Annotated in this window: 15 protein-coding genes; all 15 read right to left on the reverse strand. The window is 37.6% G+C overall.

Features of this window, described 5'->3' with window-relative positions; genetic code table 11:
* A partial coding sequence (locus EVJ48_01230) for a hypothetical protein (protein ID RZV40139.1) occupies window positions 1-653 on the reverse strand: 653 nt, incomplete at its 3' end.
* Between the two features lie 2 nt (window positions 654-655).
* Window positions 656-1,036: a hypothetical protein gene (locus tag EVJ48_01235; protein RZV40140.1), complete on the reverse strand. Its 381-nt coding sequence runs from the start codon at window positions 1,034-1,036 to the stop codon at window positions 656-658.
* Window positions 1,037-1,048: 12 nt separating this feature from the next.
* Window positions 1,049-1,474, reverse strand: a complete 426-nt coding sequence (locus EVJ48_01240; protein RZV40141.1) for a lytic transglycosylase domain-containing protein — start codon at window positions 1,472-1,474, stop codon at window positions 1,049-1,051.
* A gap of 19 nt (window positions 1,475-1,493) precedes the next feature.
* The gene (locus EVJ48_01245) at window positions 1,494-2,042 is read right to left on the reverse strand and encodes a hypothetical protein (protein ID RZV40142.1); all 549 of its coding nucleotides are present in this window, start codon (window positions 2,040-2,042) and stop codon (window positions 1,494-1,496) included.
* 12 nt (window positions 2,043-2,054) lie between these two features.
* Window positions 2,055-2,801, reverse strand: coding sequence for a hypothetical protein (locus tag EVJ48_01250; protein ID RZV40143.1), 747 nt, complete (start codon window positions 2,799-2,801; stop codon window positions 2,055-2,057).
* A gap of 13 nt (window positions 2,802-2,814) precedes the next feature.
* Entirely contained in the window at window positions 2,815-3,567 is a 753-nt protein-coding gene (locus tag EVJ48_01255; GenBank protein ID RZV40144.1) for a hypothetical protein, read from the reverse strand.
* A complete protein-coding gene (locus EVJ48_01260; protein ID RZV40145.1) occupies window positions 3,564-4,805 on the reverse strand; it encodes an HNH endonuclease in 1,242 nt (413 codons plus the stop codon). Before EVJ48_01260 ends, EVJ48_01255 begins: the two co-directional genes overlap by 4 nt.
* Before the next feature lie 303 nt (window positions 4,806-5,108).
* Entirely contained in the window at window positions 5,109-5,648 is a 540-nt protein-coding gene (locus tag EVJ48_01265; GenBank protein RZV40146.1) for a metal-dependent hydrolase, read from the reverse strand.
* Window positions 5,649-5,819: 171 nt separating this feature from the next.
* The gene (locus EVJ48_01270; GenBank protein ID RZV40147.1) at window positions 5,820-8,336 is read right to left on the reverse strand and encodes a hypothetical protein; all 2,517 of its coding nucleotides are present in this window, start codon (window positions 8,334-8,336) and stop codon (window positions 5,820-5,822) included.
* 42 nt (window positions 8,337-8,378) lie between these two features.
* Window positions 8,379-8,744 carry a hypothetical protein gene (locus EVJ48_01275; GenBank protein ID RZV40148.1) on the reverse strand — a complete coding sequence of 122 codons (366 nt, stop codon included), beginning with the start codon at window positions 8,742-8,744 and terminating at the stop codon, window positions 8,379-8,381.
* Between the two features lie 61 nt (window positions 8,745-8,805).
* Window positions 8,806-11,883 carry a conjugal transfer protein TraG gene (locus EVJ48_01280; protein RZV40149.1) on the reverse strand — a complete coding sequence of 1,026 codons (3,078 nt, stop codon included), beginning with the start codon at window positions 11,881-11,883 and terminating at the stop codon, window positions 8,806-8,808.
* Between the two features lie 14 nt (window positions 11,884-11,897).
* Window positions 11,898-13,532, reverse strand: coding sequence for a hypothetical protein (locus tag EVJ48_01285; protein RZV40150.1), 1,635 nt, complete (start codon window positions 13,530-13,532; stop codon window positions 11,898-11,900).
* Window positions 13,533-13,546: 14 nt separating this feature from the next.
* Window positions 13,547-14,197: a GGDEF domain-containing protein gene (locus EVJ48_01290; protein RZV40151.1), complete on the reverse strand. Its 651-nt coding sequence runs from the start codon at window positions 14,195-14,197 to the stop codon at window positions 13,547-13,549.
* Window positions 14,198-14,249: 52 nt separating this feature from the next.
* The gene (locus tag EVJ48_01295) at window positions 14,250-14,837 is read right to left on the reverse strand and encodes a hypothetical protein (protein RZV40152.1); all 588 of its coding nucleotides are present in this window, start codon (window positions 14,835-14,837) and stop codon (window positions 14,250-14,252) included.
* The gene (locus EVJ48_01300) at window positions 14,782-15,192 is read right to left on the reverse strand and encodes a hypothetical protein (GenBank protein RZV40153.1); all 411 of its coding nucleotides are present in this window, start codon (window positions 15,190-15,192) and stop codon (window positions 14,782-14,784) included. The genes EVJ48_01295 and EVJ48_01300 overlap by 56 nt, the downstream gene beginning before the upstream one ends.
* Between the last annotated feature and the right edge of the window lie 3 nt (window positions 15,193-15,195).

The following is a 15,195-nucleotide window of genomic DNA, read 5'->3' on the forward strand; positions in this document are numbered from 1 at the left end:
ACAAAAGTCGAGGTTGCTCCCGCATTAGTATTTGCAACGCAAGAACCGCTTGAAAGCGTATATCCCGTAGGACATTTTTCCGTCTGCGTCATAGAAATAGAACCGCTTGAATTACCGCCCGATATATCTATATTAGAACTTGAACCTGACAGGGTAAAAGAACCGCTTACGGTTTCGGAGCAGGTAGAGCCGGATAGCGTATATCCGCTCTCAGCGCAAGTTAAATAAGCCCCGCCAGAACAAGAACCGCTCGTAGGCGCAGAACCGTTTGAACACGTTGCAGGCTCTGTTAAGGTTTCAGTTAAAGATAAAGGAATAGAACCAGAAAAAGTATTAGTAGAACTGTCGTAGGTTATGCTATTGCCGTTATAGCTAATAGTATCGCCAGAACCTGAAAGAGTAATCGAACCGCTTCCGCTATTTATTGTAATAGAACCGCTAAAACTCCCGCCCGAATACGTAATAGAACCGATTGCCTCGTTAGAACCGGTTATAGTGTCCGTTGAACCCGATAAAGTAAAAAACGATATACCTGACGAATTTGTAGCGGTTAAAGAACCCGACAAAGCGTAAGTCGTAGTGGGGCTTGCGGCGTAGGCTTTGGTCGTAAATAAAAATAAAAATAATATTAAAAACAATATTTTTTTTAGCATGGTTACCTCTTTTTCGGGAGCGATTCTAACTTTTTTATTTGCAATAATTGATACTCGTTATTTGCCTTATTTAGTTTTTTTTCTAATACCGTTATCTCCGCCCATTCTTTAGTTTCTTTTTTAGTTAGTTTAGCAGGGAGTTTTGAGCGGTAGAGTATTACGGCATTAGGCGTTATTAATTTTTGATTAAACGTAAGAATATTATAATGAAAACCAATAATTAAAACTATTCCGAGCATTACAAGTGCGACGGTTATATAAAAAACAATTTTCCAAAATAGCCAGCGGATAATAGAGTAAGGCTTTTCTAATTTTGGCAAAATATAAGACCAAAAATTAATAGCCGATTGTCTGAAATTGTCTATTGCTTTATTTTTAAGCATGTTTACCTCTAATTAAAATTTTCTTTCAGACGCCAATACCTTATAAACATAACTTTTATCCGCATTGACGTCCGGCGAACCCGAATTATAACAAGCTAAACCTTTTTTAATACCGCCGAATCTCGTTACGCAGCGGTATAATATCCAAGAACCTACCATAACGTTATAGCAAGGATCGGCTAAATTATTCCAATACGGCTTTAACTGCTTATACCAGATAGTATTTATCTGCATTACGCCGTAATCGTAAGTTCCGTTATTGTCATAATCTACCGCCTGAGGATTAAACCCGCTTTCGGTATAGGCTACCGCCTTAATTAACGATACCGGCAAACCGTATTTAAAAGCGGCGCGGTTAAAGCAATAGCTTTGGGCGCAGGCGGTAGAAACCGATAAAAATAATACGGATAAAATTAATAAAAATGATAACTTACGCATATAAAATCAAATTTTAAATTTATTTATTTCCCGCTCCCGCCGCATCTAAATATCCTACCCAGCAGTAAGTATATTCGGCCGGCGTTATAAAATCCAAAAATACTTTATAGTTAGGATTACCGACTTTAGCCTCCAGCGATTTATTATATGCAACGCTATCATTTTCACAGTCTATATAACTCCGCCTCGTGCTTAAATCCGGATTTTGGTTGTAAAGACGTTTTCCTAATAAATAGGATATTTCGTCTATTTTAAACAGACTTTTCGTTTTGATATAGCCTGCCCAGCAATATGTAACTTCAGCGGGAGACATATAGTGCAAAAACAGTTTATAATTAGGATTGCCGTTTCCTTCCGCAAGTTTTTTATTGTATTTAAGCATAAAAATCTTGCATACTTGATAACTCTGCGTGGTAGTTAAATCAGTTTTTTTCTTATAAATAGATTTACCGGCTATATAAGCGGCTTCGTCAAGTTTCTGTAAATTAGAATATACGTCGGCATGAGCAAGCGAAATCATCGAAATAAAAGAAAGAACTAAAACCGTAAAAAAAAATATTTTTTTCAATTTTTGTCCCCCCTAAATATTTATATTTAGCAATAAAGCAGCAATAGCATTAATTTCTTCTACCGAAAATATCTGAGACGTGTTATCGAACATACTTACTGCATTGCTGACAGCATCGTATCTTGACTTTGCGGGTTTATTCAAAGAACTCGTCATATGAGCATCATCGATGAACCTGTCGGCTATGCCGATAACATAAGCGCTTCTCGAAACTCCCGTCATCTTTTTGTTGTAGCCTTTTGCTAAAGGCAATTCGTGGTGGTCTAAAATAGCCAACGTCGAAACGGGAGATATTGGTAATGCCGAATTAGCCGATAACTTAGTATGTTGTTTCATCATATCGTATTCGCCTCCAGTTAAATCTCCCTTATATAAAATATATTCGGGTATGCCGATAAGACCGCTATTAGCCATATACGAAGCTACCACTAAATCTTCTTTTTCTAATCTGGCTTCTTCATTATTACCGCTTTTAATCAAGTCGAAATCCATTTTTAGAAGCTCAAATATCGACATCGCCACTGCGCCCGTCTTTACGCATTTGTCGAATATTATAGGCTTATTGACCGCTACGTACCCTAAAATCGTGTTTAAAGATTTTATTTTTTCGGATACCGGCTGCACCTGATTATTTTCAGGATTTGGATTTTCTTGCGACGGTTCTTGAATATCCGCATTGTCTTGATTAACGGTTTCTTCCGTTTGAACGCCTGCCGTCTCAGTGGTTTGTTCTTGTAGTTCTTCTTGATTCTCCAGCATAATATTAATCCTCCTATGATTTTTTTGACTTGCAAGTATATTTTATATACCAAGCTTTACATCCCACGGTAAACAAAGGAATAAATGCGCTTATTCCGTAAACCAAAGCGCTTTTTACCATAAGGTCGAAAAAAGACGGCCTTATTAATTTATAAAACAACAAAGAGTAATAAACCCTTTTCTGCGGCAAACTTCTGTCTATGAATTTTGCCCAAGAAAAAAAAGTAACGAAATAATGCCCTATCGAGACAAAGCCGGATAATTTATAAAGCAGATAAAAAACAACTATTGAAAAACCGCCTATAAGCCCTATCATAACCGTTCTTCCCGTTAGAAGGGATAATATAGCTATTTTGGTTATTCTTCCCGTATAAAGGCTTGCAAGGGTCAGGCAAAGCATTAAATAAGCTATAAGCGGAAGAAGCGCAACCGATATTAAAAGAACCTGCTTAAATAACCCTATCGGATGTCCGGTAAAAAAATATACGTAATCAGGTATTATAAAGGCAAGCAGAGGAAATAAGAGTAAAGTAAAAAGCAGTTCAAAAGAACCGTGTTTCATTCCTACGTTCATATACTCAAGCCTGTCTTTATAAGTAAATCTGTCTGTTTGCAATTTAACGCCCTCTAATTCTATAGCTCTCCATTTTTGCACTTGGTCTATAACTTCCATAAATGTTAGAACTTTTTTCTTTTTTTCGGGCATCATAACGCCCGGAGTGCCTGAGCCTTGATTAAACATACCATCGAAATCATCATTATTCATAGCTCGGATACCCCCATACAAGGGAGGAGAGCTATCCTCCTTGTTTTAAAAGTTTCAATCAACCTTAATTTTATATATTTAACCGAAGCGTTGATTTTTTCTCCGGTCAAAAGCCTTAAATCAAAATAGCCTGAACTTCTTAAGCTGTAAATAAAGCACTCTATCTTGCCGTATAATACCTTATCAAACCTGTGGAAACCAAAAGCCTGTTTAATGGTATTAACCTTTCTTTTACCGCCTTTAAGCAGGTTAGCCTTAAATAAAGAGCGGTTACACTTGCGGACGTATTTAATGAAATAGTTATTGTCCGTCCTTTCCTGTCCGCTCCCGCCTGCTATGCAAAAGGCGTCGTTAGCGTGGCTCTTTTCGAGTTTTAACGCTATCCTTGAGGACTTGGTAAGGTAGCCGTAAGTAATGCTAACGGCGTTGCCTAACTCCCGCAGCTTATTAACTATCTTCCAGCGCAGGATAGACATAATAGTTTCAGCTTTAAAGGCTTTATGTTTCTTGACTTTAAGCTCTATCTTGCCTTTATGATACGCCTTATGGCAACTTTCGCATAATGTTATAAGGTTATCCGGTCTATCCCCGCCTGTCTGACGGCTTTCGATGTGGTGAACGTTTAATACCTTATCCTTGCTCTTGCCGTTACAAGCTTGGCATTTATGACCGTCCCTGTAAAGAACGTATTCCCTTACGTTCCAAAAGTCCTTTTGATCGCCGTTCTGATAGTCCGTTCCCGTTATATCCGGATTCTTAATTTTCTGGATATCGAAAACAGCGGCTTCGACGGTAATCTCCGATACAGGCAATATAGACTTAACAAAATCTACCGCTTTAACATGCTCGTTAAGCCTGTGTTCTACGCTCGGAGCGAGCCAACCGGCTTTAATACCACGGTTTAAGAAACGAGCCTTGCGATACCATAACCTATTGCGTCTCGTCCTGCGGTATTGCCTTTTCTCCGATAAGAGCTTTTGTATGTCGGTTCGTAATTCTACTTCGGAGCGAAAAAGCTCTTTATCGCTTGATACCGCCGATAATCCGACGTGCTTATAGCCGGTATCGACGCCTAATTTGACGTCTTGAACCTGATTTTCACAATCAAAGTTAAGCTGAATTGTAAAAGGCGTTCTTTTAACCACTTTAGCCCTGCCTTGCTTTAAAAGTTTTCTTGCTTTAGCCGCTTTGCACGGCATTAACGGTTTACCGTCAATACTTAAAACATAGACTAACATAATCGTTTTTAAAACCTCCTGTTAGTTGAAGTTAGATACGCATCGGGAATGTTATTCAAGGTTTTTAAGTCTGTCACACTATCCATTACCCTCTCAGGATTGTTTAATAACAGACCACAGTTGCTACGGACTTGCGTTTTACGGGTCAATTCCCGATATCCGTAGGTGTGTGCCTTATAGGTTCTCTTGAATAACTGCTGATTAAACATAATTTAATCTCCCTTATCAACCGGCTTTTGCAAGCCTGCGGATTTATCCGCGGGTGGTTGACTGTTTTTTAGTTCCAAAATTGCCTCCAGAAAACTACAAAAATTTTCGTATAAAATATTGATTGTGAGTTAATGCGTATATATCCGCCTTTGGCACAAAATTTAAAACAAGTACAATTAAAACCGCAAGCAACGGCAAAGTAACAAGTCCGTATTCCTGAATAGTCCCAACTCTGAATAAATGCAGGCAAAATCCTTTTTTCGTAATAGGATACAAAAACGGAACGCCTTCCATAGTGAGGCTATCGAGGAATAGATGAGAAAGAAAGGCAAGCGTAAAAACGGTTATTTCAGGTTTAAGGTTTATATCGTAATGAATATATCTTCCTTTTAAATAAATAATGCCGAAAATACAAACCGCAAGAAATAATAGCGTATGAGCAATGCCTCTGTGCTTCCATATCGTATTTTTTTTTCTTGAGTCTCCCAGTATTAAATCTATATCCGGCAAAACACCGCCTACCATTCCCGTTAATAAGAGAGGAACGGTATTTATAGGGGCGTGACTTCCGCTAACGCCGATATAGGCGGCGGTGACGGTTAAACCGGCTATAATATGAGTTATTCTCGTCATGAAAAAAATTAAAAAAATAAAAGTTTACGTGAACTACCCGCCCTTACGGACGGGGACTTAAAGTTATAGATTAGTTAAAAAATATCACTTTAATAAATGTTTGTCAATACAAAAATTAAACAAAAAGATATTATACGGAAAAAATTAGTTAGTGGTATATGCTATATATTGTTATATAGTATTATCTTCCTTTAGGAACGAAGACTCGTATTTTTTATTAGTGTAAATTATTACTTTTTCCTTCGCCCTTGTTAATGCTACATAATAAAGCCTTCTTTCTTCTGCAAAAGGATATTCGTTAACGGTATCGGATACGAGATCAAGAATAGAATCGCTTGCGTTTTCGGAAGGAATATTTTTTTTATTCGCATAAATCAAAAAAACAATATCCGCTTCAAGTCCTTTAACCCCGTGAATAGTATCGTTCAATACGGTTATATGCTGTTTTTTAAATTCATCTTTAAGCCTGTCGATTTCAAGAGCGTATAGTTCTTTTTTTAAATATGCGCCGTTTTTTCTGTTAAGAATATATACGGTTTTATTTTTTTCGTCCTTTAAATATTTTTCTATATCGGTAAATATATCCGATTCTTTTTCATAGTTTACTATTACGACGGCATCATCTTCGGAATTTGTATTTGCGATTATGCTCTTTTTAATCTGGTTCGGATTTTTCTGAATAAACTCGGAAGAATAATCGACTATTCCCTTGTCACATCTGAAAGTTTTCGTTAAAAAATTAGTTTTTGTGCCGTAACCGCAGCTTTTGAAATATTTATCGAAGTCATAGATATATTTAATATTGGCTCCGGCAAAACCGTTAATAGCCTGATAATCGTCGCCAACCGCAAAAAGTTTCGCGTCTTTGTTTTTATTTAAAACTGCTTGAACCATATTAAACTTAGAATCCGAAATATCCTGAAATTCATCTATCATGATAAGTTTATAATCTGGGGTAAAATCGCCGGAATTAATGCTTTCTGCGGCCTTTATTACCATATCGGTATAGTCTATCATGTTTTTGCTTTTAAGTTCGTTTGCGTAGGCGCTATAAACTTCTTCGAACATTTTTAAAAACAAAATATTTCTTTTCCTGCCGTATGAAAACTTAATAGATTTGGCTTTTCGTTTTAATTCATCAAGGCTAATTTGCCTGTCCTTAAAATTATCAAGGAAACAGACGAGCAAGTCGTTCAGTTTATTCTCCCCTATTCTACCTAAATCCCTGTTGATTTCCGATACGGATTTAGGAACAAGTTTTAAACCTCTCTTAATGAGTTCTTTTTTAAGATAGCCAAATAGTTTGCCTGAAAAAAACATACCGCTCGTGGTTGCAATAAAATCTATTTTGTCTTTTTTGTAAAGTTTTATTTTTCTATCCATATTTTCTATATATTCTTCCCCGAAAACCGATTTACCGCAGTTGTCAACGGCAAAATGCTCGTGATATAAATCTGCATCAGGGTAATAGAAATCAGGATTAGCGACAATCTGTTTTTTATTCTTTGAAAAATAAGGCTTTTCATATTGATAGTTGACGCCGTTTACGTATAGATAGTTTGCTATAACCGCTTCTTGATAAGACTTAACATATTCGCCTTTTATGGTCCTATAACGGATATCTTTGCCGGTTGCAGCTTTTTTATATCTGTCTCTTTCCAATAAATCATTGTATTCGGCGTAGGGTTCGGCAGTTTCTTTTAAATCAGATAAATAGCGGGTTACAAATTCAACATAATAACCGAAGAATTTTTTATTGACGGAAGCGTAATTTCTAATAAATCTGTTCGCAAAATTTTCGTCGGCTACCGAAACCGTACCGTCTCCTGATTTATTTATAACCAAAAAACCAAAAGAATGAAAAGTATGAATATTTCCCCTTCCTAAATCAATGCCGATTAAACCTGCTCTTTTAATTAATTCTTCCCTGACTTTTTTATTAAAAGCCAATAGAAGTATCTGTTCTGGTTCATATAAACCTTTTTTCAGAATATAATTTAATTTATAAAGCATAGTTTCGGTTTTACCGGAACCTGCCGCTGCAATTAAAAGGTTTCTGTCTTCAAACGTTATAATTGCGTTTTTCTGCTCCTCGGTAAGCTCATTGCCTTTTGCGCTAAAGAAAAGGTTTTTATATTTATTTTTTTCCGATTTTATATATTCGGCGTTTCTTTTTTCTATTTCTTCCGTAAATCTAAATTCTGCTATGTTTTTTATTTTTTGGGATAAATCGGCGTCGTCAAGCAATTTATACATAGAAGATTTTACAAGATAGGAACAGTAGTTTACTAAAGCGCCGTATTTTTCTTTAAGTAAAGATATATCGGAATATGCGACATATTTGTCCTGAGACATTAAATCTTTGTAATCGGAACGCAAGATTTCTATTCCTAAATCGTTTAACTTTAAAAGACAAAGAGATTTGAGTTTAGGGGATAATGAATGCAAAAAATTATCTATAGTTATATTCAGAACAAAAGACAGTTTAATGCTGGGGCGATTATTCAAAATAACGACTATTGTAGAAAAAATAAAAGAGCTGCCGTATTTTATATCGTAAATATCGTCGTATTTAATAGATGTTTTATTTTTGCCGTTTTTAAAAATAAATAAAGCAGGCGGGTCGTCTATTAAACTTAAAGATTTTCTTTCAAATATGTTTAATAAAGCAAACGGTTTTATCTGCATTTTTGCTGTGTCCGCAATGCGGAAATTAGTTTGAAAAAAAAATTAATCTTTATCGTATTTATTAGCTTCTTTTGAAATATCCGAAACGATTTTTGCTATATGCTGTTTTTCCGTCATCTCAAAGTCCACGCCTAATATAGTTCCTAAAACTAAAGCTAAGATTAAAACTCCGCCGGCGGCGAAAAACATATCGCCTAAAAGTGGAATAAACCACTTAAATATAATTCCTAAAACAGTAAAAACAACGGCAAATATCGTATAATACGCCTTTTTGCTTAATTCAGGCTTATCGCCTGTTTTATGCGATGAATAAGTTTTGTTTGCCGCATTTTTGCTTCTTTTGTAAAGATAAACAAGCAAAACGACAATGCCGATAATAATTAATTCAGGATAACCGATTCCATACATAATTAGCCCCCTTTAAAAAAATGTTATTTTAATAAATTATATCATAAAAATATGAAATAGATTAATGTTGACCTGGCGCCGTTAATCCAAAAGGATGAACCATTTGTCCTTTCGCAATATTAAATCCGGTATTAATACTATTATTGAAACTATTAAGATTAATATCACCATAACTCGTTAAGTTAAGTCCTTCGTTAAACGCTCCTGGGTTAGATAAATTTTTTCCGCCTTGTTTAAATTGATTATATAAATAACCAGCGCCCGACTGAGAAAAAACACCTACGGTTGAAACAGCGACTCCGTCAACTATTCCTAATCCCTGATCAACTCCTGTATTAATAAAATCTTTTTTGCCCCCGTTAAAACCTGGCGCAAACGGATCATTGTTTTGTAAAAACTGCATTGCCGCCGGATTTGCTTCTTTATTAACCCAATGACTCGTAGCCCCCGTCGGTTCGCCTACTGAGCCTATACTTGGCAACGGAAGATTATAAGCATTACTCGCCGCATTATTTAAATTAACATAATTGCCGCCGTTATTGTTAAAATTGCCGTTAATTACGCCTTGAGCATGTTTTACCTGACCAGATATATTTGTAGGAACCGAAGATGTCGCCGAATGAAGAACTTTTCCTCCTGCATTGATGCCAGCATTAACTCCAGGAATCATTGCGCTTTTATCTCCAAAATTTGCCATTTGCTGCAATACTGGAGCCATAGTCGATAAATGTTTAGAATCGGTAACAAAATTTGAAAACTGTCCGACAAAATTGGAGAGACCGCCTTTACCCGTATGTGTGGCGTTTAAAAATGCCGGCGTTACGCCTCCCGTAACCCCCATCGTTCCAGTTTGCACTTCTCCAAGTTCCTGCTTTAAATCCTTAATTTTAGACTCCGTTTGTTCTAATCTATTAACTTGGCTTAACTCATGTCTTGCATCGTTACTAATACCAGCAATATGTTTGCTTGCTATAGTCGCTAAATCTTGATGCAGCGTGCCTGTATTCCGAGCAACGCCGGAAGCCGTTGCCGTCGTATGAGCCGAATTAACGGAATGGCTGCTTCCAGTAGTTACAGCACCTCCTATGCCATCTATTTCTAATCCTACAGTACCATTTTTTCCAGTAGTAGTATTATGCGCCGTCGTCGTATTTTGTCCGTTCTTCGTTGAATTAAAAACCTTAACGGTTTGAATATGTCCTGAAGTAGAGGTATTGCCTTGCGAAGCTTCATATTTATTATATCTGTTTATAATGCTGTCGGAAGCTTTAGTAACAGACTGAGATCTGCTGTTCAATTCTCTTTCTTCATGCGTTAAGTTGGTTTTAATATCTGTTTCTAATGCTTTTCTCTCGTTAGCGCTCATATTGCTAGAAACGTTTGTAAAGCCCCATCCGTCAGAACCTTTTTCCAATGTAGCAGTAGCACCACTTCCCGCCTGGACGGACGCATATTCATGTCCTCCGTTTTCATAGGTATTTACTTTCATACCGTCGATTATCTGCTCTCCTGTATTTGCGCCGTGCTCGTTTGTAAAATTTCTTGCCCTATATCCCGTATTTTGAACGTTCGTGACATTCGTCCCATTAGCAAGATAGATATTATCTTTAATCTGCCCCGCCGTCATATTGCCTAATCCTGCTTCTGCTCCTTTAACCGAAGCGTTTTTAGATATGGCGCTGTCCATTCCGCCGACTACGCTTGCGACGGCGTAACTGGAACCTGAGGCTATCATATAGGCAACCATTGGAACCGACCATGAGAAATAACCCATCCAAGACAAGGATGTAGCAAGGAAAGAATTTACCGTTCCACTTCCGGAAACGGAATAGCCTAAACCTGCAATAGGTTGATACTGCGCTTGAATTATAAGCTGCGTTATATAATTAAATATTGCGGTCAAAGACGGCCAAATCGTAATCATAATCATAAGCTGAAATAAGAGCTTAAGGTATGACACGCCCATATGCGTTAAAATAAGAATAAAAATAATAACGGAAGCGCCGAGTAAAATCGCTTCGAATATGCCGAAAACTATCGGCATATATTTGCCCGCAAGTATGCCGGACTCCATCATGCCCGTTTTAGTAGATGTTACCCCCGTTCCGGTTGCTACGGCCAAAGAAGAAGCGTTTGAATCGGACGCCTGAGCCATTTTTAAAATTGCGGGAGCATACATATTGACGCCTATCGCCTGCATAAGCTGAGCCTGACCGCCCTGCTGCATATTAAATATATAAGGATTAACCGCGCCTATGGCATTTGACAGGTCGGAAAAGGAAGCCATTTGTAAACCGCCCGCTATAGCCGGACCTGCGTTATTTGTTATATAATCCTGAACGGCAGTTTGAAGCCAAGTAGTTTCCTGAGAACAAGTGGTTGTCGTTCCGCCGGGATCGCTTTGACCCGAAGCCGTTTCGGTAACGGAAGTTGGGGAACTACCTGAATACCATTCCGTAAGCAGATTGCCGCCCCCGCCGGTTGCGGTATTAGACGTGTAAGTGCTCATAACCGTCCAAATGCTGTTTGCGGCGTTAGAGTTATAAGTTTGGGACGCGGTATCGGTTGCGTCTCCGGCTCCCAAAAGTTCGGAAACGTCTAAATATCCGGCGGATATTCCCGGCGCTACGCAGTTTGAAATATACTGGTTATAATCCTGATAAAGATAGGAATTAGACGTCGAAATAGTGGCGCTGTCCGCCTGCTGAATTATGGAAACGCCTAAACCTTCGGACAGCATATTATCTCCGGCAGGAACTGAAAAATCATTAGTAAAATCTTTGGCAAGCCCGTATTGAATAGTCGTAAAATCCGACCATAAAACCGCTATTCCCCAAGGAACGTTACTTATAGGTTGGGCGTTTGTAGGAGCCGCGGGATTTGAAACATCGTTAATAATTACGGTAGTCTGATTATAAACGAGCCCCGTTAGTATTATACTGAAAACTATAACGTATTTAGCCGTAGAAAGTAGCGAATGCTGATGATAGATAGTAACCCTGATAGCATAATAAATCGCCGCTATTAAAGCCAATATAGTAAACAGAACCCCGATATTATTATTTTTAAAAAACAAGGCTATCGCCTGAAACATTCCGTAAAGCAGATAGCCGTTTCCGAAAGCGTAAACCGTATACATAAAAACTCCAAAAATTATGGATTATAGTTGTAATTTCCAGCAAGCCCATATTGCGATAGCGAACTTACCCACGCCTTATTTAGATTAGCGTAATATTTTAAATTAGCCTGCTGAATATGAAGCGTAGATTCATAGGTATCATACATTTTATCGATAGCGCTCTGCACGTGTTTGACCTGATTTACATAAATATTCCATATGCGCGTTTTTTTCTTTCTGTCTAAATTTTTTGCCGCCATAACGTTGATCTCTACCGCCTTTAATATATCGCTAAAAAGACTTCTCGCGTAACCCGCAGCCATTAAATCGGCTGCTGTTTCTACTATGGCAGGATCGTTATTGACATATGCAAGTTTAAGAACTAACAGCACAGGGACGGAAGATTGCGTTATGAGATTATCCATTTGCGATTGAGACAATGTTGCCACATAAGTTCCACAAAGTCCGCTGCCGACGTTTAAAAAATTAGACTCGCCGAAGTAACTTTGCATAATTTGATTTAAATAACTCTTATAATAAAACGCAAAACCCTGAAAACACATATTAGGCGTTACTTCTTCAAGACTGGATAGACTTGTAGCATTTGTAACGGAACCGGACGGAGGAAAAGGAATTACCATAGAAGTTACATTTTTACTTCCGAACATCAACATGCCAAATAAACTCGTTAATTGATTTCCTGTCGGGTTAGTAGTAACGACCTCGGCGGGAGAAAACATTCTAACAACAGGTTCTCCTTTTTTAGCCGCAGACGCATAACCGACGACATCCCCTATAAACTGCCCCCTTAAAACTCCTATCAAATCATTTGCGCCGCCTGTACCCGGTTTTGTTCCGTCTATTAAACCGATATGCGCCTGCAACAAAGAATTTCTTAAGAGAGACCCCTCTTGAAATTGACTTGCGGCCGCCTTCTGTCCGCAACTCGAAAATCCTGAGTTTACTAGCGCCTGCGCTCCTGCTTCAGTCGAAGCGCAGTTCATAGCGCCGTTGACGGTATTTACAAAGTTTCCAACAGCGTTAGAAACATTGCCTAAAGTATTACTAACTTGGTCGGCGAAAGCGTTTGTAGCACCCGCTACGCCTGTTTTACCTATCATATTTCCTAATTCCGCTCCGGCAAGGTTGCCCATCGCTTCGGCCGTTTGACAGGAATTAAAATTTAGCCCGTTAAGCTTATTGGCAATAGCTTCTATCTGATTCATAATGGTCTGGCACTGCTTGCATAGGACGCCTAAAACCATATTGAAAGCAAATACCAATACTTCACCCGATTGGATGATAGACTGTAGGACTTGCATTAAATGAGAACCGAGCATTGCAAACGCTCCCCATTCGGCGCTTATACCTGAACATCCTATCGAGAAATTAGGCGGGGTTATGGTAAATAACTGCAAGCTCTGACCCGCAGTATTAAATCTTACGTTACTATAACCTAAAGCATAGATATTTTCGCCTTGCGTATGAAATACCCCTGCTCCACCGCTATTAGATACGGAATTGGCACCGTTAAGACCTGCGGAAACGAATGAATTTATCCCTGCATATGCCGGCTGAACATAATAACTAACGGTCGCAAGCGTAGGCGTCGCAATCAAGAAAAAAGATAAGAGCAAAGACGCTATCTTAAATTTTAAATTTTTATACATAAACCCTCCTAAAATCAAACAACTGCTATATCTTTCGTAATGTATATCCTATTCCTTCCATTTTCTTTTGCTAAATAGACGTTATTATCCGCTTCTTTTAGTATTTCCTCTTTTGATTTACCGCTGTCAAAAAAACCCACGCCCATTGAGCAGGTTATTTTCGGTAAATCCGGTATTCTTATCTTTTCTACGGCGTCTTTTAATTTCTTTGTTAAAAACCTTGCCTCCTGTAATGAGTTCCTTATATGATTAGACGACACCAAAACAAATTCTTCGCCACCATATCTGAAAAATACATCGCTGTTTTTCCTTATATTTTTATTTATAGTCTGCGCAAATATTTTAAGCACTTTATCTCCCGCCTCATGTCCATATGTATCGTTAAATTTCTTGAAATGATCTATATCGAAAAAAACTACAAAAAAAGGCTCGTTGCTAACTTGAGATTCTTTATAAACTTCTTCTAAATATTTATCGAATGTTCTTCTGTTATTCGCTCCGGTCAAGTGGTCTTTTTCCGCCGTATCTTTTAATCTTGCAATTTTTTTCTCAGTCTTACTGAATTCTTTTTTTATATTTATAGCGAAGTTATAAACATCATACGAGATAAAAAAATTAAAACCCGACAATAATACAAAAATTAAAGAATATACGCCGAAATCCATGAATAAAAAAAAAATGAAAAAGCCAAAAGCAAAATACTTGAAAGTAACAGCATCAGCGTATCACCGACTTAGGAAAAAGCGGTATAGTATTATATTTAACAACGCTATCTTTAACTAATCCGAAGTATCTCGAATCTAATCCGTATTTATCCGGGGAAGCGGCAAAAAAATAACCGGCGGGTATTTTATAATTATGCCAGACCGGAAAACCTTTTATTTTCATATGAGGCATAGGTATTAAAACCGCATACTTTGGTATCTCGGCTATAAATCTTCCGTTACAATAGTCTTTTCTGCCTACGGTATTTAATATCTGTCCATGCGTGCAAGCTACGTATTTAACCAGCAAATCCTTTTTAGGATAATGAAGTCCGTTGGCTTCATAATATTTTTTCCATAAAAAAAATCTTTTAGGCGCAGGAAAAACTACCGCCTTGCCGTCCTTTATTGCAGGACGCAAGGCGGTATATTTTTCGTTAATAAAAAAATAGGTATCCATGGACGGAGTGTTGGATATTCCGAAGGCGTAAAACTGGCTTATGATAAGATAGAAGAAAGCAAAAAATAGTATAAGCGCAGAAATACTATAAAACCTTTTGCTCTTTAAGCCTGCTTTCAATTTTTCCCGTAATGTCTTCATATCCCTTGCCGCCTATTACCGCTTGTTTTACTATTATGACGCCGTTAGACTCGTAAACTTTAGTATCCAAATCGATGTCCTTTACGAAATCAGTTATCTCTCCTTTTATCATTTTAGGAGTGGTAGATGTAGGATGTCTTAATATTTCTTTATGAATTTCCTGCCTTTTTAAATCCGTCAGTTTTTTTAAATTCAAGGCGTAAATTTTAGTTCCGCCCGCTCCCATATGTTTAATATATACAATATTAACAAATAATGTCAATACTAAAATTGCAAAAAAAGATATTGCATAAATCAAAACGCTTATCTTGCTAAAAGTTTTTTGTTTTTTTACCGATTTTTCCTGCTGTTCCACAAA

Source organism: Candidatus Acidulodesulfobacterium acidiphilum, from assembly GCA_008534395.1.
In the GTDB taxonomy this organism is placed as follows: domain Bacteria; phylum SZUA-79; class SZUA-79; order Acidulodesulfobacterales; family Acidulodesulfobacteraceae; genus Acidulodesulfobacterium_A; species Acidulodesulfobacterium_A acidiphilum.

Bases quoted from the DNA above. Each gene is read 5' to 3' on its own strand.
- EVJ48_01235 (RZV40140.1), bottom strand. From the start codon at position 1,036: ATGCTTAAAAATAAAGCAATAGACAATTTCAGACAATCGGCTATTAAT.
- EVJ48_01240 (RZV40141.1), bottom strand. From the start codon at position 1,474: ATGCGTAAGTTATCATTTTTATTAATTTTATCCGTATTATTTTTATCG.
- EVJ48_01250 (RZV40143.1), bottom strand. From the start codon at position 2,801: ATGCTGGAGAATCAAGAAGAACTACAAGAACAAACCACTGAGACGGCA.
- EVJ48_01255 (RZV40144.1), bottom strand. From the start codon at position 3,567: ATGAATAATGATGATTTCGATGGTATGTTTAATCAAGGCTCAGGCACT.
- EVJ48_01260 (RZV40145.1), bottom strand. From the start codon at position 4,805: ATGTTAGTCTATGTTTTAAGTATTGACGGTAAACCGTTAATGCCGTGC.
- EVJ48_01265 (RZV40146.1), bottom strand. From the start codon at position 5,648: ATGACGAGAATAACTCATATTATAGCCGGTTTAACCGTCACCGCCGCC.
- EVJ48_01270 (RZV40147.1), bottom strand. From the start codon at position 8,336: ATGCAGATAAAACCGTTTGCTTTATTAAACATATTTGAAAGAAAATCT.
- EVJ48_01275 (RZV40148.1), bottom strand. From the start codon at position 8,744: ATGTATGGAATCGGTTATCCTGAATTAATTATTATCGGCATTGTCGTT.
- EVJ48_01280 (RZV40149.1), bottom strand. From the start codon at position 11,883: ATGTATACGGTTTACGCTTTCGGAAACGGCTATCTGCTTTACGGAATG.
- EVJ48_01285 (RZV40150.1), bottom strand. From the start codon at position 13,532: ATGTATAAAAATTTAAAATTTAAGATAGCGTCTTTGCTCTTATCTTTT.
- EVJ48_01290 (RZV40151.1), bottom strand. From the start codon at position 14,197: ATGGATTTCGGCGTATATTCTTTAATTTTTGTATTATTGTCGGGTTTT.
- EVJ48_01295 (RZV40152.1), bottom strand. From the start codon at position 14,837: ATGAAGACATTACGGGAAAAATTGAAAGCAGGCTTAAAGAGCAAAAGG.